Annotated in this window: 16 protein-coding genes; 11 read left to right on the top strand and 5 right to left on the bottom strand. The window is 68.7% G+C overall.

The window, feature by feature from the left end:
- Positions 1-32: 32 nt before the first annotated feature.
- Positions 33-815, bottom strand: a complete 783-nt coding sequence (locus V5F26_RS03725; RefSeq protein WP_234053274.1) for a 3-hydroxybutyrate dehydrogenase — start codon at positions 813-815, stop codon at positions 33-35.
- A gap of 256 nt (positions 816-1,071) precedes the next feature.
- Here V5F26_RS03725 and V5F26_RS03720 point away from each other — a divergent pair, with 256 nt between their 5' ends.
- From V5F26_RS03720 to V5F26_RS03710, 3 genes are all read left to right on the top strand, one after another.
- Positions 1,072-1,593, top strand: coding sequence for a Fur family transcriptional regulator (locus V5F26_RS03720; protein ID WP_234053295.1), 522 nt, complete (start codon positions 1,072-1,074; stop codon positions 1,591-1,593).
- A gap of 69 nt (positions 1,594-1,662) precedes the next feature.
- Entirely contained in the window at positions 1,663-2,979 is a 1,317-nt protein-coding gene (gene ispG, locus V5F26_RS03715) for a flavodoxin-dependent (E)-4-hydroxy-3-methylbut-2-enyl-diphosphate synthase (protein ID WP_394947749.1), read from the top strand.
- A 112-nt stretch (positions 2,980-3,091) separates the two neighbouring features.
- Positions 3,092-3,949, top strand: coding sequence for a DUF2076 domain-containing protein (locus V5F26_RS03710; RefSeq protein ID WP_394947748.1), 858 nt, complete (start codon positions 3,092-3,094; stop codon positions 3,947-3,949).
- Positions 3,950-4,598: 649 nt separating this feature from the next.
- Here the strand turns inward: V5F26_RS03710 and V5F26_RS03705 are convergent.
- The gene (locus tag V5F26_RS03705) at positions 4,599-7,505 is read right to left on the bottom strand and encodes a ligase-associated DNA damage response DEXH box helicase (RefSeq protein WP_394947747.1); all 2,907 of its coding nucleotides are present in this window, start codon (positions 7,503-7,505) and stop codon (positions 4,599-4,601) included.
- Between the two features lie 295 nt (positions 7,506-7,800).
- On the opposite strand from V5F26_RS03705, the gene ftsW reads away from it, so the two are divergent.
- The 8 genes from ftsW to V5F26_RS03665 all read left to right on the top strand — a co-directional run bounded on the left by ftsW (position 7,801) and on the right by V5F26_RS03665 (position 15,622).
- Entirely contained in the window at positions 7,801-9,021 is a 1,221-nt protein-coding gene (ftsW, locus tag V5F26_RS03700) for a putative lipid II flippase FtsW (RefSeq protein ID WP_394947746.1), read from the top strand.
- A 92-nt stretch (positions 9,022-9,113) separates the two neighbouring features.
- Positions 9,114-10,259 (top strand): undecaprenyldiphospho-muramoylpentapeptide beta-N-acetylglucosaminyltransferase, encoded by a 1,146-nt coding sequence (gene murG / locus V5F26_RS03695; protein WP_394947745.1) that lies wholly within the window; start codon positions 9,114-9,116, stop codon positions 10,257-10,259.
- Positions 10,256-11,668, top strand: a complete 1,413-nt coding sequence (gene murC / locus V5F26_RS03690; RefSeq protein WP_394947744.1) for a UDP-N-acetylmuramate--L-alanine ligase — start codon at positions 10,256-10,258, stop codon at positions 11,666-11,668. The genes murG and murC overlap by 4 nt, the downstream gene beginning before the upstream one ends.
- A 417-nt stretch (positions 11,669-12,085) precedes the next feature.
- On the top strand, positions 12,086-13,270 hold the full coding sequence (locus V5F26_RS03685; RefSeq protein WP_394947743.1) for a GGDEF domain-containing protein: 1,185 nt from the start codon (positions 12,086-12,088) through the stop codon (positions 13,268-13,270).
- 6 nt (positions 13,271-13,276) lie between these two features.
- Entirely contained in the window at positions 13,277-13,717 is a 441-nt protein-coding gene (locus tag V5F26_RS03680; RefSeq protein WP_394947742.1) for an NUDIX domain-containing protein, read from the top strand.
- Between the two features lie 235 nt (positions 13,718-13,952).
- Positions 13,953-14,924, top strand: a complete 972-nt coding sequence (sppA, locus tag V5F26_RS03675; RefSeq protein WP_394058179.1) for a signal peptide peptidase SppA — start codon at positions 13,953-13,955, stop codon at positions 14,922-14,924.
- 99 nt (positions 14,925-15,023) lie between these two features.
- On the top strand, positions 15,024-15,308 hold the full coding sequence (locus V5F26_RS03670) for an integration host factor subunit beta (RefSeq protein ID WP_234053265.1): 285 nt from the start codon (positions 15,024-15,026) through the stop codon (positions 15,306-15,308).
- A 5-nt stretch (positions 15,309-15,313) separates the two neighbouring features.
- A complete protein-coding gene (locus tag V5F26_RS03665) occupies positions 15,314-15,622 on the top strand; it encodes a lipopolysaccharide assembly protein LapA domain-containing protein (RefSeq protein ID WP_234053264.1) in 309 nt (102 codons plus the stop codon).
- A 309-nt stretch (positions 15,623-15,931) separates the two neighbouring features.
- Here V5F26_RS03665 and cysW read toward each other — a convergent pair whose 3' ends face one another.
- The 3 genes from cysW to V5F26_RS03650 all read right to left on the bottom strand — a co-directional run bounded on the left by cysW (position 15,932) and on the right by V5F26_RS03650 (position 18,232).
- A complete protein-coding gene (gene cysW / locus V5F26_RS03660) occupies positions 15,932-16,795 on the bottom strand; it encodes a sulfate ABC transporter permease subunit CysW (protein ID WP_234053263.1) in 864 nt (287 codons plus the stop codon).
- Between the two features lie 2 nt (positions 16,796-16,797).
- Positions 16,798-17,643, bottom strand: coding sequence for a sulfate ABC transporter permease subunit CysT (gene cysT, locus V5F26_RS03655; protein WP_394947741.1), 846 nt, complete (start codon positions 17,641-17,643; stop codon positions 16,798-16,800).
- Positions 17,644-17,932: 289 nt separating this feature from the next.
- Entirely contained in the window at positions 17,933-18,232 is a 300-nt protein-coding gene (locus tag V5F26_RS03650; protein WP_234053261.1) for a hypothetical protein, read from the bottom strand.
- Positions 18,233-18,277: the final 45 nt, after the last annotated feature.

The raw sequence follows: 18,277 nt of genomic DNA, 5'->3' as shown, positions 1-18,277 counted from the left end.
CAAAGACCGCACCCCAACCCGTCGCGGCCCGATCACTCCGCGACCCAGCCGCCGTCGATCTGCTGCATGGAGCCGGTGATGGAACGGGCGTTGTCGGACGCCAGGAACACCGCCAAAGCGGCGACTTCCTCGACCGTCACGAATTCCTTCGTGGGCTGGGCGGCGAGCAGCACTTCCTTCTTCACCTGCTCTTCCGTCATGCCGCGGGCCTTGGCGGTATCGGGAATCTGCTTCTCCACCAGGGGGGTCCAGACGTAACCGGGGCAGATGGCGTTCACGGTGATGCCGAACTGCGCCGTTTCCAGGGCAGCGGTCTTGGTGAGGCCCGCAATGCCGTGCTTGGCGGAAACGTAAGCGGACTTGAAGGGCGAGGCCACCAGCGCGTGGGCGGAGGCGGTGTTGATGATGCGGCCCCACTTGCGCGCCTTCATGCCGGGAATGGCCGCGCGCATGGCGAAGAAGGCCGCCGACAGGTTGATGGCGATGATCATGTTCCACTTGTCGATGGGGAACTCCTCGATCGGCGCCACATGCTGGATGCCAGCATTGTTCACGAGGATGTCGCAGGAGCCGAGCTCGGTCTCGGCCAGCTTGATCATGCCCTCGATCTCTTCGGGCTTCAGCATGTTGGCCGGGGAATACAGGCACTTCACGCCGAATTCGGTCTCGATCTTGGAGCGCTCGGTCTCGATGGCGGCGGCGTCACCCAGGCCGTTGATCACGATGTTGGCGCCTTCCTTGGCGAAGGCGCGCGCATAAGCGAGCCCGATGCCGCTGGTGGAACCGGTAACGACGGCGACCTTCCCTTTGATCATGGCTTTTCCCCAATGAGGCGCGGGTGATGCGGCGCGAGCGCCAATCACCCTCTAGCGGGCGGGTGTGACGATGCTGTCACGACACGGCGACTTCCCGGAGGCCGCCGCGCGCGCAGATTGCCCCGCCCGCCGCGGCGGCGCAATCCGCCCGCAGGCTATCCGAGTAGGGGCGCCGTGTCCCATGGTTAAAGCCGGGCGATGGCGAAACGGCACCTGATGCACTAGATTTGCCGTCGTGAGCCACGAACACAGCCATATGCCGCCGCAGGACCCGGCGGACGATCACGATCACGCGCAATGCGTCGCCGGTGCGGTGGCGCGCATGGAGGCGTGCTGCGCCGGCAAGGGGCTGCGGCTCACGGCCCTGCGCCGCAATGTGATGCGGGCGCTCGCCGCCAGCCACACCCCGCTCGGTGCCTATGACATCGTGGAGCGGCTGGCCGCGTCCGGCGAGGGCGCGCCACCCATGTCCGTCTATCGCGCACTCGATTTCCTGGTGGCGGAAGGGCTGGCCCACCGCATCGAGAGCCGCAACGCCTTCCTCGCCTGCGCCCATCCCCATGAGGCGGAAGAGGTGGTGGTGTTCCTCATCTGCGAGCGCTGCGGGCTGACGCGGGAGGTTGGCTCCCACGCGGTGGGGCGGGACCTCGCCTGGGCGGCCCGCGCCGCCGGCTTCACGCCACGCCAGCGGGTGCTGGAGGTGGCCGGCCTGTGCGCCCGCTGCCGCGAAAGCGAGCCGGGCGGCGACAGCGTCGCGGCTCCTGCCGCCGCCGGTTGACGCTGGGCGGCGGTGGGCCTACCTCGATTGCAGCCGATGGCCCGAGCGCCGATCGAGGATCACTGCCCCATGACCTCTTCTCCCTCCCATAACGCCCCTGAAGCACCGCCCGTGGTGCCCGCCGAGCTTTTGGAGGCCGGCCCCGCCGCCCGTCGCCCCACGGTGGGTGTCAGTGTCGGCAAGGTGATGGTGGGCGGTGGCGCGCCGGTGGTGGTGCAGTCCATGACCAACACCGACACCGCCGACATCGAGGCGAGCGTGGCCCAGGTGGCGGCCCTGGCCCGCGCCGGCTCGGAGCTGGTGCGCCTGACGGTAGACCGCGACGAGGCGGCCGCCGCCATTCCCCACATCAAGGAGAAGCTCGCGGCGCGCGGCATCGAGGTGCCGCTGGTGGGCGACTTCCATTATATCGGCCACAAGCTGCTGGCCGATCACCCGGCGTGTGCCGAGGCCCTCGACAAATACCGCATCAATCCCGGCAATGTGGGCTTCGGCGACAAGAAGGACCGGCAGTTCGCAGCCATCGTGGAAACCGCCATCCGCCACGACAAGCCGGTGCGCATCGGCGCCAATTGGGGTTCCCTCGACCAGGAATTGCTGACCAGCCTGATGGACGAGAATTCCCGCCTGCCCCGCCCGGCGGAGGCGCGCGCGGTGACGCGTGAGGCGCTGGTGCGCTCGGCCCTGCTTTCGGCGGCGCTGGCGGAGGAGATCGGCCTCAAGCGCGATCGCATCATTCTCTCGGCCAAGGTCTCGGCCGTTCAGGATCTGATCGCGGTCTATTGCGAGCTGTCGCGCCGCTCGGACTATGCCCTGCATCTCGGCCTCACCGAGGCGGGCATGGGCTCCAAGGGCATCGTGGCCTCCACGGCGGCCATGGGCGTGGTGCTCCAGCAGGGCATCGGCGACACCATCCGCGTGTCCCTCACCCCCGAGCCGGGCGGTGACCGCACCCGCGAGGTGCAGGTGGCGCAGGAGATTCTCCAGACCATGGGCCTGCGCACGTTCGTGCCCCTGGTGGCGGCGTGCCCCGGCTGTGGGCGCACCACCTCCACCGTGTTCCAGGAGCTGGCGCAGAGCGTGCAGGAGATGATCCGCGAGGCCATGCCCGCGTGGAAGGCGCGCTATCCGGGGGTCGAGACCCTCAATGTGGCGGTGATGGGCTGCATCGTGAACGGCCCGGGCGAATCCAAGCACGCCGACATCGGCATTTCCCTGCCCGGCACCGGCGAGACGCCCTCCGCTCCCGTCTTCATCGACGGCAAGAAGGTGGCCACCCTGCGCGGCGCCAACATCCAGGCCGAGTTCCGCCAGATGGTGGAGGCTTATGTGGAGCAGCGCTTCGGCCTGGGAACCGCGAAAAACCCCGCCGACGCGGCTGAATAAGGCACGTCCGCCCTCTCCTTACGTTAGGTTACGAAAATTTCATGCGGCGGCGCCCTATCGGTGCCGCGCTCGGCTGCTCATATCCGACCCGGTCCAACCACCGGAGGCGGAGATGACCCCCGAGGAACGTGCCCTGATCGACGGCCTTTTCGACCGCATGCGGGAATTCGAGAACGCGCCGCGAGACGCCGAGGCGGATGCGCTCATTGCGCGCCGCGTGGCCCAGGCACCCCATGCGCCCTACGCCCTCGCCCAGAGCGTGCTGGTGCAGGAGCATGCCTTGCAGCAGGCCTATGCCCGCGTGCAGGAGCTGGAAGCCCAGCTTCAGGACGCCGAGGCCCGTGCCCAGGCGGCGAGCCAGCAGGCGGCGCAGCCGTCGTCCGGCGGCTTTCTGGGCGGACTCTTTGGCGGCGGCCGCTCGTCCGTGCCCGCGGCGGGCTCGCGCCTGCCCGCTGACGCGGCGGCCACCCCCGCCGGCTACCCCCAGCAAGGCTACGCGCCGCAGCAGGGCTATGCCCAGCCCGGTTACGGCCAGCAGGGTTACGCCCAGCCCGGCTATGGGCAGCAGCCCGGCTATCCCGGCGGCCAGCCGGGCGGTCAGCCGGGCGGTCCTTGGGGCCAGCAGGCGGCCCCCATGGCGCCCATGCAGCAGCGCGGCGGCTTCGGCGGTGGCGGCTTCCTGCAGAGCGCCCTGGCGACGGCGGCCGGCGTGGCGGGCGGTGCCCTGCTGTTCGACGGCATCAAGGGCATGATGTCCGGCGGCGAAGGCGCCATCGCGCAGTCGGCGGCCGAGGCCATCAAGCCCGTGGGCGACGCCGCCAACAGCTTCGGCGATCTGGGCAATGCGGCCCAGCAGGCTCTCGGCGGCCAGTCGCCTCAGGACATCTGGAGTGGCGACCAGCAGTTCGCCAGCAATGACGATGGCGGCTGGGACGCCGGCGGCGGCGGAGACGACAGCGACTGGAGCTGACGCGGCGCATCCGCAGGCCCGCGTGCTCCTCAGGGGGCAGTGGGGCTCTGTGCCAGACGATTTCAAGGGGCGCCCATTGCGGCGCCCCTTTTGTTTGTGGGCGCGACAGGGGGCCAGCCCCGTTGGCGGTCGCGCGGTAGAGGCGTCTTGCGCTCTCAACCCCATCGCGATTCCGCGAAATCGCCATCGCGCCTTTTGTGTTTCCGCCGGCCTGTCATGCGCGGCGGTTCCCATCTCCTTCGGAAGCATGCGACCCCGACACTTCGCCCGCCGGCGCGCTTGCCCAGCGCGGTGGGGCGGCGAGGCGAGAGCCGCTGGATCGGACGGGGCGATGGCCGCCAGGCCACCGGTTCAAATGGCCATTGCGCGGTCAAGGTCGCCCCTCTGAAGCATCGGCTGCGTCATCGCGGAGCGCCCTCCCTTCCTCCTGGCAAGCGGGAAAGGGACAAGGCGGCGCGGGGACCGTCTCGGAGGGGATAGAGGATTGGAATCCAAAGCGTGCTGGCTGCCGGAGGCGGCGCCCTTCGCCCCGCTGCCGGATCCCAAAAAGCCCAACGCCTTACCCCGCCCCCTTAAGCGGGTGCGGGAGCGTGGGGATCGCCTCAGGCGGCAAGAGACGAATGCGCATCGCGCGGCAGGGCGATGGGCCTTACTCCATTGCGGCGCGCACCAGCTCATCTTCGGCCTCGGCGAGCAGCGCCTCTTCCGCATCCCCGCCCACGCCCTCGCGGCCGATCTCCAGCAGCACCGGCACCGAGAGGGGCGACACCCGGGCCAAAGGCTCGTGCACGATGTGGCCCTTGATGCGCGCGAGCATTTCCGAAAGCCGCTTCACGTCCAGGAGGCCGGTGGCGGCGTCCGCCCGCGCGGCGCGCAGCAGCAGGTGGTCGGGTTGGTGGCGACGCAGCACGTCATAGACGAGGTCCGTGGACATGGTGACCTGCCGCGCGCTCTTCTCCTTGCCCGGAAAGCGCCGCTCGATGAGGCCGGCGATCACCGCGCAATAGCGGAAGGTGCGCTTCATCAGGCTGCTCTCGTCCAGCCACGCCTCCAGGTCGTCGCCCAGCATGTCCTCGTCGAACAGCTCCGCCAGGGAAAGCCGGCTCTGGCGGATGGCGAGGCTCAGATCCCCCACCCCATAGATGCCCAGGGCATAATCATTGGCGGTGAAGCCCAGAGGCTTCAGCCCGAGCCGCTCCAGCCGGCGGGTGAGCAGCATCCCCAAGGTCTGGTGGGCAAGGCGCCCCTCGAACGGATAGGTGACGAGATAGTGCCGCGAGGCCCGCTCGAAGGTCTCCACAAGAAGGTCGTCGCGGCCGGGCAGGCGGGAGCGCGCGCGCTGCAGCTCCAGCCATTCGGCCACCTGGGGCGGCAGGCTCGCCCAGCGCTCAGGCGCGGCGAGCAGCGCGCGCACCCCGGCGGCGAGGAAGGTGGAGAGCGGGAATTTGCCGCCCGCATAGGCCGGCACCTTGGGCTCGGTGGCGGTGGTGCGCGAGACATAGATCTCGTCTTCCACCATGGTCTCGAACCGCAGGATCTCCCCCGCGAACACGAAGGTGTCGCCGGCCACCAGGCTCTCGACGAAATATTCCTCCACCTCCCCCAGCACGCGCCCGCCCCAGCGCACCCGCCCGGCCACCCCGCTCTTGGCCGCCCCGCGCGCGGAGACGAGGCGCACCTTGATCATGGGGCTTTCCACGATGGTGCCGATGTTCAGCCGATAGGCCTGCGCCACCATGGGGTTGGCCACCCGCCACAGGCCGTCCTTGGTGCGACGGATCTTGGCGAAGCGCTCATAGGCCTTCAGGGCGTAGCCCCCGGTGGCGACGAAATCGAGGGCCGCATCGAAATCCGCCCGCGTCAGGGCGCGATAGGGCGCGGCGCTGGTGACCTCCCCATAGAGCGTGTCGGCGTCGAAGGGCGCGGCGCAGGCCATGCCGAGCAGGTGCTGGGCCAAAACGTCGAGGGCGCCGGTGCGTTCGGGCGGGGTGTCCTGGGCGCCGGCCTGCACGGCCTCCAGGGCCGCTCGGCATTCCAATACCTCGAACTGATTGGCCGGCACCAGCACCGCCTGGGACGGCTCGTCCAGGCGGTGGTTGGCGCGGCCGATGCGCTGCATGAGGCGGGAGGAGCCTTTCGGCGCGCCCACATTGATGACGAGATCCACATTGCCCCAGTCGATGCCGAGATCGAGGGAGGAGGTGGCCACCACCGCCTTCAGCCGCCCCGCCGCCATGGCCGCTTCCACCTTGCGGCGCTGGTCCACCGCCAGCGAGCCGTGGTGGAGGGCGATGGGCAAATTGTCGTCATTGATGCGCCAGAGCTCCTGAAACAGGAATTCCGCCTGCCGCCGCGTGTTCACGAAGACGAGGCTGAGCCCGCTGGCGCGGATGGCCGCATAGATGTCCGGCACCGCGTGAAGCGCCATATGGCTCGCCCAAGGCATGGGGGCGGCCGTGTCGAGCATGGCGATGTCGGGCGCGGCGCCGCCCGCAGCCACCACCAGCTCGGCCAGCGCCTCGTTGCCTGGCTGGGGTACCAGATAGCGGCGCAGGTCGTCCGGTTCCGCCACGGTGGCGGAAAGGCCCACGCATTGCAGGCCGGGGGCGATGCTTCTCAGGCGTGCCAGCGCCAGGGCCAGGAGGTCGCCGCGCTTGGAGGTGACGAGGGCGTGCAATTCGTCCAGCACCACACGCTTCAGGCCGGAAAACAGAGTCTCTGCGTCCTTGGAGGCGAGCAGGAGCGAGATCTGCTCAGGGGTGGTGAGCAGAACGTCCGGCGGATCATGCCGCTGGCGCTGGCGACGGGACGAGGGTGTGTCACCGGTGCGGGTTTCCACGCGGATGGGCAGGCCCATCTCAGCGATGGGCGTTTCCAGATTGCGCGCGATATCCACCGCCAGGGCCTTCAGTGGGGAGATATAGAGCGTGTGAAGCGGCGACACGCGCTCCTGCGCCACCCAGCGCGCGAAGGGCGCGGGACTGGCTTCGGGCGCGGTCGCCGTCTGCGCCAGCGCGGCTTCCTGTCCCCTCGCGCCGTCTGCGGCTCCCGCGGACGTGGAGCGCGGCGCTGCCGCTTCATGGTCCGGCGGGGCGCATTCCGGGCGGGCGGCGCTGGGGGCATCTCCACCGGAGCGCTCCGGTTCCGCCGTCGGTGCGTCCGGGGTCTCGGTTGCCGTGCTGGTGGCTGCTGTGCGCTTGGCCTTCGCGGCTTTGGCCCGCGTCTTTTTCCCCCCGTCCGTGTCGGTCTCGGCGGTCAGGGGGGCGCTGCTCGGGGAGGATTGTTTGCCATCATCCGGGTGGGCTGGTGACGAGGGGGCTGCGGCTTTGCGGGTGGCGCGGCCGTCGGCCAGCTCCACCAGGGTCGGCAGGAAGCCGGCCAGGGTCTTGCCGGCGCCGGTGGGGGCGATCAGCAGCACCGAGCGCCCCGCTCGCGCCGCCGCCAGCAGGTCGAGCTGGTGCACGCGCGGCGCCCATCCGCGCGCCTCGAACCAGCGGCGGAAGGGTTCGGGAAGGGCGATCGCGCCCGCGCGCTTCGCCTTGGTGCTTCGGGTCATCCGGGCCACACCCCACCATAGAGCGTTTTCGCGTGAAGGGGATACCGGTTCGCGCGAGGAAAACGCGCCAATTCAATAAGCTAGAGCCCCTCCGTCATGCCGCGCGGCGATGCGGGCCCGGAAGGTACGGCGCACGCCCGTCGCGGCGGCCCGCTCCGCCGGTCCTCGGGTTTGGGGTTTGGGGTTTGGGGTTTGGGGAAGGCGTGCTGTCTGTGCGTCATTAAAGCCCCGTCAACCCTCGTGGACGCATGGTGGGGGTCAGTTCCGTCCGGATCCGTCGAGGAGTAGCCACCCCATGATGTCGCGTGCCGATCGCACCCCTTTGAGCGAGTGGTGGTGGACGGTGGACCGCGGGCTGTTGGCCGGCCTGTTCGCCCTCATGGTGGTGGGCATCGTCCTGTGCCTGGCCGCGAGCCCGGCGGTGGCGGCGCGCCTCAACATTTCCGATCCGTTCCACTTCGTGAACCGGCAGGTGGCCTTCCTCATTCCGGCGGCGGTGGTGATGATCGCCACCTCCTTCCTCTCGCCGCGCTCCATCCGGCGGGTGTGCATGGTGGTATTCGCCATCTTCTTCATACTGCTGCTCGCCACCCTGGTGGTGGGGCCAGAGGTGAAGGGCGCGCGGCGCTGGCTCACCATCGCGGGCATCACTGTCCAGCCGTCGGAATTCATCAAGCCGGCCTTCGTCATCATCGCCGCGTGGCTGTTCTCCGAGAGTTCCAAGCGGCCGGAAATGCCGGCTCAGCTCCTCGCCATCGGCCTGCTCGCCAGCGTGCTCGGGCCGCTGGTGAAGCAGCCGGACTTCGGCCAGAGCCTCCTCATCTGTCTGGTCTGGGCGTCCCTGTTCTTCCTCGCCGGCCTGCGCTGGATCTGGATGATCGGCCTCGTGGGTGTGGGCGCCGGCGCCGGCACCATCGCTTATTTCACGGTTTCGCATGTGAATAAGCGCATCAGCCGCTTCCTCAACCCGGAATCGGGCGACACCTACCAGATCGACGCGGCGCTCAACTCCTTCCGCAATGGCGGCTGGTTCGGCCAGGGCCCGGGCGAGGGCACCATGAAGCGCCTTCTGCCGGACGGGCACACCGACTTCGTGTTCGCGGTGGCGGCGGAGGAGTTCGGCATCATTCTGTGCCTCATCATCCTGGCTCTGTTCGCCTTCATCATCCTGCGCGCGCTCACCCGCGCCATGAACGAGACCGACCCCTTCGCGCGCTTCGCCATTACGGGCCTGGCGCTGCTGTTCGGCCTGCAGGCGGCCATCAACATGGCGGTGAACGTGCACATCGCGCCCGCCAAGGGCATGACGCTGCCCTTCATCTCCTATGGCGGCTCCTCGCTCATCTCGCTGGCGTTCGGCATGGGCATGCTCATCGCACTGTCGCGTAAGCGGCCGGGGGCGGCGGCGCTGGCCGCCCTTTCCGAGCCGAAGACCGTGAGCGGGCCGCAAATGGCCATGCCGAAGTCCTATGCCGCCGATCAGGCCGCGCCCGAGGGCCTTGCCCACCCAGCGTGAGGTAAGACGGGGCGCCGCCATATTGGCGTCCAAAAGGAAGCGTCCGAGACGGGTTCCACGGATTGCCGTTCCATGAGCGCGCGTTCCACGACATGCAACATGAGGGGTCCGTGACACCGCTCGTTCTTCTCGCCGCCGGTGGCACCGGCGGTCATCTCTTCCCGGCCGAGGCGCTGGCCGCCGTGCTGGATGCGCGCGGCCTGATGGTGGACCTTGCCACCGATGAGCGCGCCGCGCGCTATGCCGAGCATTTCCCCGCCCGCGAGCTGCATGTGCTGCCGGCGGACACGGTGCGCGGCCGCTCCCCCATCGCGCTCGCGCGCACCGGTTTCGCCCTGGCCTCCGGGCTGGTGCGCGGGCTCGCTCTGATGCGCGAGCTGAAGCCGGCGGTGGTGGTGGGCTTCGGCGGTTATCCCACCCTGCCGCCGCTGCTGGCGGCCTCGCTGATGAAGGTGCCGACTGTCATCCATGAGGCCAATGGGGTGATGGGCCGCGCCAACCGGCTGCTGGCGGGCCGGGTGAGCGCCATCGCCACCGGCTTTCCCGATCTGACGAAGGCCAATCCGGCCCTGGCGCCCAAGACCTTCTGGACCGGCAACCCCCTGCGCCCCGCCGCGCTCGCGGCCGCGCGGGTGCCCTATGACCCGCCGGTGGCGGGCGGCCCGCTGCGCGTGTTGGTGTTCGGCGGCAGCCAGGGCGCGCGGGTGATGTCGGACGTGGTGCCCGAGGCCATCAATGCGCTCTCTCCCGAAATCCGCGCCCGCCTCGTTGTGACCCAGCAGGCGCGCGAGGAGGACCTGCCGCGCGTGCGCACCACCTATGACGTGCTCGGCCTGAAATCGGAGCTCGCCCCCTTCTTCGACGACCTGCCCCAGCGCATGGCGCAGGCCCATCTCGTCATCTCCCGCTCGGGTGCGGGCACGGTGGCAGAGCTGGCGGCCATCGGCCGGCCCTCCATCCTGGTGCCACTGCCCCACGCGCTGGACCAGGACCAGGCCGCTAATGCCCGCACCCTCAGCGAGATTGGCGGCGCGCTCACCTTGCGGCAGGTGGAATTCGATGCCCAGCGCCTCGCCGCAGAGCTGACCCGCTTTGCCGGCGAACCGGAAGCGTTGACGCAGATGGCGGATCGCGCGAGAAGCGCGGGCGTGCTCGACGCTGCGGAACGCCTGGGCGATCTGGTGCAACATCTGGCCCGCGGGGGCGCGGCCGCAACTTTCCAAGGACATTCGTCATGAAGCTGCCGGAGCGGCTCGGCCCCATCCATTTCGTCGGCATCGGCGGCATCGGCATGAGCGGCATCGCCGAGGTGCTGAGCAATCTCGGCTACACCGTGCAGGGCTCGGACGCGGCGGAAAACGCCAATGTGAAGCGCCTGCGCGATCTCGGCATCAAGGTCACCGTGGGCCATGACGCCGCCAATGTGGAGGACGCCGCCGTGGTGGTGGTCTCCTCCGCCATCAAGCGCGAGAATCCTGAGCTCGCCGCCGCCCGCGCCAAGCGCCTGCCGGTGGTGCGCCGCGCCGAGATGCTGGCCGAGCTGATGCGCCTGAAGAGCTGCGTCGCCATCGCCGGCACCCACGGCAAGACCACCACCACGTCCCTGGTGGCCACCCTTTTGGACGCCGGCGGCTTCGATCCCACCGTCATCAATGGCGGCATCATCAACGCCTATGGCACCAACGCCCGTTGGGGCGGCGGCGAGTGGATGGTGGTGGAGGCCGACGAGAGCGACGGCACCTTCCTGAAGCTGCCCACGGAAGTGGCCATTGTCACCAATGTGGACCCCGAGCATCTCGACCACTTCAAGACCTTCGAGAAGGTGCAGGAAGCGTTCGAGACCTTCGTGGAAAACCTGCCCTTCTACGGTTTCGCCGTGATGTGCATCGACCATCCGGTGGTGCAGGCCCTGGTGGGCCGCATCGAGGACCGGCGCGTGATCACCTATGGCGAGAATCCCCAGGCCGACGTGCGTCTGGTGGATGTGGACCTGAAGGGCGGGGTGACCAAGTTCGGCGTGGTCTTCCGCGATCGCGCCGGGGGCGAGAGCCGCAGGATCTCCGGTCTCAAGCTGCCCATGCCGGGCAAGCACAATGCCCTCAACGCCACCGCTGCGATCGCCGTGGCCCATGATCTGGGCGTGAGCGACGAAAAGATCGTGGAGGCCATTGCAGGGTTCGGCGGCGTGAAGCGCCGCTTCACCCGCACTGGCGAATGGCACGGCGTGACCATCTTTGACGATTACGGCCACCACCCGGTGGAGATCGCCGCCGTGCTGCGCGCCGCCCGCGGCGCCAGCGAGGGGCAGGTGATCGCGGTGGTGCAGCCGCACCGTTACAGCCGCCTGCAATCCCTGTTCGACGAGTTCTGCACCTGCTTCAACGATGCGGACCATGTGATCGTGGCCCCCGTCTATGCGGCCGGCGAGGCGCCGATTCCCGGAGTGGACCGCGACCGCCTGGTGGAAGGGCTCATCGCCCACGGCCACCGCAGCGTCACCGCCCTGTCGGGACCGGAGGCGCTGGCGGACATCGTGGCCGGCATCGCAAGGCCGGGCGATTATGTGGTGTGCCTGGGCGCCGGCTCCATCAGCGGCTGGGCCTATGCGTTGCCCGGCGAGCTGCAGGCGCTGAAGCCGGCGGCCTGACGCCAGACGGGCTCGTGTGGGGCCCGTCGCCGTGCACGGGAAGAGAGCGCTCCGGCGATAATCCGGAGTGTTCTCGGGCGACGTGTGCGCCCGTTTGCGTGAAGACGGCGCGGCAGGGCAATAAGCGAGCGCCGGCCGCGCATGCTCGGCACGGGCGCCGTGCGGCCAGCGCGCGGTTTGCAGCCGCGCAAGCCTGCGGCAGGCGCGGCCCTGACGCGCGGTTTTCTCCTACGACGGATCTACCATTTGGTGTATGCCCTTCTAACATGCCGCCGCTGGATGGCGGATTGATCGAGGGGGGCTCGGCGCAGGTCGGCAGGTGTCAGCTCCATCGTGGCCCCGCTTGGCCCGATGGGTGCGCGAGCCGGATGCCTTTGTCGTGTCGGGGTCGCCCGGTAACCAGGTGTGGTGACGGCCGTGGCGTTCGACTTCTTCGGGCCCTTTGAGCTGCGGACCCTCTTTCGGCTCCTGTTCATCACCCATGTGGTGGCCTGCGTAATGCTGCTGGTCTATCGCCAGCATGGGGCGGAGCGCGCCCTGGTGCACCGCTTCATCGCCGCGCGCATGCTTCAGGCGCTGGGCTGCCTGCTGATCGGCTTTCGCGGCGAGCTTTCGCCCTGGCTGTCCATCAATCTCGCCAATTCGCTGATGTATTTCGGCTTTGCCCTGGAGATCCTGACCATTGTCGCGCTGCGCACCCGCGGCGTCGGCCTGGCGCCCGTGACGCTGGCGGTGGCGACTGTGGGCAGCCTTGCCATCACGTTCGCGGCGGCGACACCGGGCCAGCTGGTGGGTGTGGCGGGGCTGACGGTGGCGGCCCTGTTCGCGCCGGCCGCTGTGGTGCTGGCGCGCGGCGCCTCGCGCCTGCAATGGACCATGGCCGTCTTCTTCCTGGCCCTGGCGGTGACGTTCCTGCTGCGGGCCTATGCGGGCTTCCTGCAGCAGCGCTCGGTGCTGGACAACAACATGCTCCAGATGCTGGGCCTCATCGTCATGTATGCCTATGCGGTGGCGGGTGGCGTCGGCTTTCTGCTGCTGATGAAGGAGCAGGACGAGCAGCAATTGCGCATCGCGGCCACAACCGACGCGCTGACCGGCATCCTCAACCGCCGCTCCTTCTTCGACGCGGCGGGCGCGGCCATCACCGAGGCCACGGCCAGCGGCCGGCCGCTGGCGCTGCTGCTGCTGGACGTGGACCATTTCAAGCGCATCAACGACACCTATGGCCACCCGGTGGGTGACCTCGTGCTGCAGCAGCTCGCGGCCAGCATTGCCCGCTGTGCCCGCTCGGCCGACATTTTCGGCCGCCTGGGTGGCGAGGAGTTCGCCTTGCTGTTGCGTGATGCGGGTGACGGCGATGGCGTGCTCGCGGCGGCGGAGCGGATCCGGGCGGCGGTTCAGGCGCTCGCCGTGCCGTCGGCGCCGGAGCTCGCCTGCTCGGTCAGCATCGGCTGTGCGCTCATCGTGCCGGGCGAGCCCGCGAACATCGACCATACGATCCGCTGTTGCGACGAGGCTCTTTACGCGGCCAAGCGGGGCGGCCGCAACCGGGTGGTGCTCGCCTCCAGGGGCCATGCCGCGGCGGAGGTGGATGCGCTATAGTCGGTCATGGTTCCGTTTCTCCCCCTCGTGCGCCGCATGCGCCATGGCCTCACCCTCGGGGTGCGGGTGCTCGGCATTGATGGCGATGACCGGCTGCTGCTGGTGAAGCACAGCTACACCCCCGGCTGGCACCTGCCCGGGGGCGGCGTGGATGTGGGCGAGAGCGCCCTGGCGGCCGCCCATCGGGAGCTGCGGGAGGAAACCCGGGCCGAGGTGGAGGGGGCGCTGGAGCTGCACGGCCTCTTTTTCCACCCGGCCTATGGTGGGCGCGACCATGTGGCCTGCTTTCGCGGGCGGGTGCGCGCAGGGGCGCCCTTCAGGCCCAACGCCGAAATCGTGGCTGCCTCCTTCTTCCCGCTCGATGACCTGCCACGGGAGGTGACGCCGGCCACCCTGCGGCGCATCGCCGAATGGCGCGCCGGAATGCCGCTGGCGGAGGAGTGGTAGAAAGGCGTCCGGCCGTTGAGCGCAGCCGTTTTCCGCATTCAAGGGTGCTCTGGTGGGCGCCGCGCCCTCCCGGCGCCGGGGCCGCGCCGCTTGCCAAGGCGGGCGCACCCCCTTAAGTCCAATCGGAGCGCGTCAAACTCCCGGATGCGTTTGCATGTCCCCGCCGCTGCTTGGTCTTCCGTCCTGGCGCCGGACCGAAGGGCGCGGTTCCGCAGGGTGAAGGCAGGAGGCCCCGATGTCCCTCGACGCCGACCAGATCGTGGATCGCCGCAGGCTGCGCCGGAAGGTCACCTTCTGGCGCGTGGTGGGCGTGCTCGCGGTGGTGGCGCTGCTGGCGGTGGGCATCGGCATGGTCGCCGGCCGCGGGCTGTCCACGGGTAGCCCCCATGTGGCGCGCGTGGTCATCGGCGGAATCATCCGCAATGACCGGCCGCGGGTGGAGATGCTGGACGAGATTGCGCGCTCGCAGGCGCAGGCGGTCATTCTCGCCATCGATAGCCCCGGCGGAACGGTCACCGGCTCCGAGCAGCTCTATGACGCCCTGCGCCGGCTGGCCGCGAAAAAGCCGGTGGTGGCAGTGGTGGAAGGGGTGGGTGCTTCGGGCGCCTATATCGCCGCACTTGGGGCGGATCACATCATCGCCCAGCGCAACGCGCTGGTGGGCTCGGTGGGTGTCATCTACCAGTTTCCCAACGTCACCGAGCTTCTGAAGACGGTGGGCGTGACCATGGAGGACATCAAGTCCTCCCCCCTCAAGGCCTCTCCCAATCCCTACACGCCGGTGACGCCGGAAGCCCGCGCGGCGGTGGAATCGCTGGTGGCTGACAGCTTCGCCTGGTTCAAGGGGCTGGTGGGCGAGCGCCGCAAGCTGTCCGACAACCGCTTGGCGACTGTCGCCGACGGGCGGGTCTTCACCGGGCACCAGGGGCTTGAGCTTCAGCTCGTGGACGAGATCGGCGACGAGCGCACCGCGCGCGCCTGGCTCGCCCGGGAGAAGGGGGTTTCCGAAAAGCTGAAGGTGCGGACCTGGAGCACCGGCCAGGTGGGCAGCGAGTTCGGCTGGCTGCTCGGCATGGGCCGCGCCGCCCTTGACGCGGTCGGCCTGCCCCAGCTTGCTGCGATTTTCTCCGCCGCCACTCGCCAAGCCCTCGATCGCGCCCAGCTTGACGGCCTGTTGGCCGTCTGGCAACCTCCGGCCGAGAGATGATCGGGGTGCAGACCTTTAAATTTCGGTCGCGATTTTCCTTCAAATCAAAACGTCTGCACCGCTCCTTGCGGATCGGTCGTGAGGGGAAGTGAAGCCATCATGATCAAGTCCGAACTCGTTCAAAAAATCGCCGAAACCAATCCGCACCTGTACCAGCGGGATGTGGAAAACATCGTCAACGCCATCCTGGAACAGATCGTCTCCGCTTTGGAGCGGGGCGACCGGGTGGAGCTGCGCGGCTTCGGCGCCTTTTCCGTGAAGAAGCGCGAGGCCCGCGTGGGGCGCAACCCGCGCACCGGCAAACAGGTGGACGTGAGCGAAAAGACCGTGCCCTATTTCAAGACGGGCAAGGAGATGCGCGAGCGTCTCAACGACGGAAAGTAGTTTTCGTGACGCGAGTCCTGTCCATTCTCATCGGCCTGCCCTTCTCGGTCCTGATCATCGCGCTCGCGGTGGCCAACCGGCGAGAAGTCCTGGTCTCCCTCGACCCGTTCTCGCCCAACTCTCCGGTGCTGGCTGCGACGGTGCCGCTCTACGCGGTCATCTTCGCCTCGCTGCTGGTGGGCGTGATCCTCGGGGGGGCCGTCACCTGGGTGCGCCAGGGCCGCTTCCGCCGCGAGGCCCGCATGGCCCGCCGCGAGCAGAAGGCCGCCGCTCCCCGCGCTGATGGCCTGAGCCTGCCGGCGCCGCGCGGCTGAGACGCAGTGCGGAGTTTCCGGCGGCTGGCGGAGCCCTGGGGCCGTGAGCATGTCCGTGTTGCGCGCGATTCGGGGCGACGTTCTCGCTGTCGACCTGACCGCCTTCCGGGGCCAACCGGCGTCCCCGCTCGCTCGAACGCGCCCTGGCGGTTCCACGCGCAATCCGCTGGAGACCGCTCGCGGCACCGAATTGCCTGCGCCTGGGTCTTCGGGCATCCCCAACCGGTGACCACATCCGGAGGCGCCGACGCGGCTCAGGTGCCCGCGCTGGTGGTCGGGGCTGGCGCGTGCCTCGAGCGCTGATGCGCCCTATGCGTCTTCCAGGCTCGCGGCCGCGCGGGCGGCCTGCGCGCGCTCGATCAGGAACTTGGCCACCAGCGTGAACAGGGCGACACCTGCCAGCACGGTTGCCGCCGCGAAGGCGGCCAGCACCTGGCTGTCCTGGTAGAGCAGCTCGATCTGCAGGGGCAGGGTGGAGGTCTGGCCGCGGATGTTGCCGGACACCACGGAAACGGCGCCGAACTCGCCCATCACCCGCGCATTGCACAAGGCCGCGCCATAGAGCAGCGCCAGCTTCACATTGGGCAAGGTCACCAGCCGCAGCGTCTGGAAGCCGGAAGCGCCCAGGCTCACGGCGGCTTCCTCCTGGTCGCGGCCCTGGGCCATCATCAGTGGCACCAGCTCGCGCACCACGAATGGGGCCGTGACGAACAGGCTGGCGAGGATGATGGCCGGCACCGCGAACATGATCTTGATATCGTGTTCCGCCAGGAACGGCCCCAGCAGCCCCTGCGCGCCATAGACGAACAGATAGGCGACGCCAGCGATGATGGGCGAGATGGAGAAAGGCAGCTCCACCAGGGCCAGCAGCAGGCTGCGGCCGGGAAAGGTGAACTTGGTGACGGTCCAGGCGGCGGCGATGCCGAACGCCACGTTCACCGGTACGCACACCAGGGCGGCGAACACGGTGAGTCCCATGGCATGTAGCGTATCCGGCCGGGCCAGGGCTTCCAGATAGGGCCCAAGGCCCCTGCGGAACGCTTCCGCGAAGATGATGGACAGGGGCGCCAGCAGCACCAACGCCGTCGTCGCCAGAACCAGGGCCGTAATGGTGCGGCGGAAGGCGGGCGCGTCGCCCACCCGCACCCGATAGCGGTTGGTCGGCCGGGCCATGCTTACTCCTCCCCCACCGTGTGGCGCTGATGCCAGGCCTGGATGAGGTTGACCACCAGCAGCATCACAAAGGCGACCGCCAGCAGCGTCACCGCGATGGCGGCGGCGGCGGAATAGTCATATTCCTCTAGCCGGATATAGGTGAGCAGCGCCACGATCTCGGTCCGGAAGGGCTGGTTTCCGGCGATGAACACCACGGCCCCGAACTCGCCCAGGGAGCGGGCAAAGGCCAGGGACGCACCCGCCAGGAAGGCGGGAAACAGCGCTGGGAAGATCACAGAGCGGAAGATGCGCCCGTCAGTGGCGCCGAGGGTGGCGGCGGCCTCCTCCAGCTCGGGCTCCAGATCCTCCAGCACCGGCTGCACGGTGCGCACCACGAACGGGATGGAGGTGAACGCCATGGCGCAGGCGATGCCGGCGGGCGCATAGGCCACCTGGATGCCCACTTCCGCCAGCGGCGCGCCGAACCAGCCGTTTTTCGCGAACAGGGTGGTCAGCGCCAGCCCGGCCACCGCCGTGGGCAGGGCGAAGGGCACGTCCACCAGGGCGTCCAGCAGCCGCTTTCCCGGAAACTCGTAGCGCACCAGCACCCAGGCCAGGGCCAGGCCATAGACCGCATTGAAAAGGGTGGCGGCCGCCGCGGTGGTGAAGGTGACCTGGAACGAGGCCAGCGTGCGCGGCGAGGTGATGATGGCGATGTAGCGGGCGAACCCCACATCGGCCGATTTCAGCAGAAGGGCGGCGATGGGAAGAAGAACGATAAGCCCGAGATAGGCCAGCGTCAGGCCCAGAGACAGGCGAAAGCCAGGAATGACGGTGGGACGGGAAAGGCCAAGGGACAATCGCATGGGAAGCCGGAAACTGGACATTTGGGGCCGGGCAGGCGGCCTGCGGCGCGGCCGTTCAACGGGTCGCCCATCCTCACCACCGTGGATGACATTTTATACCGTGATTTTCCGTAAATGTCATCCCGCTTCTGTAAAGTTATAATAAAACGCGATAATTCTGTGTAATTGGACCCCGAAAAAGGGCCGCGCCTAAGGGCCGGCCCTTCCCCCTCGCCGTCCTGTCTCGCAGTGCTCCCCCGGTTTTGTCGCGGGCGAAGCCGCCGAGCGGCTGCGACTCAAATCGAGCGCTTCAGTAGCCTGGCAGGTCAAACGGGCCGGGCAGCGGCCAGCGAATGCCGGTGATGGGGCCGGGGCCGACGCCGGAGCCCTGATAATTCGGGAAATTGTAGTTCATGGGCAAAGCGTAATCGAGATACGACTTCGAGCCCGGCTTCACCACATTGCCCGGATTGAGGTACGAGCGCTGCTCGATGGTGACCTTGGTGCGCTTCTTGGTGGTCTGCGCGTCGGCAGAGCCGGCGACCGCCACCGTGCCCGCGAGCGCAACGGCCAACGCGGTGGCAAGGGTGTGAAGCGGCGCGAAACGCATGGGACCCTCCTGGAAACGGCACTTTCCGAAAACATCTGCCGTCTA

Origin of the sequence: Xanthobacter variabilis, assembly GCF_043831965.2 — a bacterium.
GTDB lineage: Bacteria > Pseudomonadota > Alphaproteobacteria > Rhizobiales > Xanthobacteraceae > Xanthobacter.
This window is presented reverse-complemented; position numbering and strand designations above follow the sequence as displayed.